Source organism: Microseira wollei NIES-4236, from assembly GCF_020521235.1.
GTDB classification, from domain to species: domain Bacteria; phylum Cyanobacteriota; class Cyanobacteriia; order Cyanobacteriales; family Aerosakkonemataceae; genus Microseira; species Microseira wollei.
Genome location: NZ_BLAY01000673.1, coordinates 1 through 277 on the forward strand (window position 1 = coordinate 1; position 277 = coordinate 277).

At 43.0% G+C, this 277-nt stretch carries 1 protein-coding gene; it reads right to left on the reverse strand.

Annotation, left to right across the window (positions count from 1 at the left end):
* Positions 1-252: hypothetical protein (locus MiSe_RS50215; protein ID WP_226595106.1), on the reverse strand; the 252-nt coding region annotated here is incomplete at its 3' end.
* Between the last annotated feature and the right edge of the window lie 25 nt (positions 253-277).

Consider the following 277-nt stretch of genomic DNA (forward strand, 5'->3'; position numbering starts at 1 on the left):
ACCGCAAAATATGGGCACGGCATTCCACAATCTTTTGGTATAAATCAAAATTGTTATACGCCTTGCCCCTACGCCACCGCAAAATATGGGCACGGCATTCCACAATCTTTTGGTATAAATCAAAATTGTTATACGCCTTGCCCCTACGCCACCGCAAAATATGGGCACGGCATTCCACAATCTTTTGGTATAAATCAAAATTTTTATACGCCGTGCCCCTACTCGCGAAACCGCAAAATATGGGCACGGCATTCCACAATCTTTTGGTATAAATCAA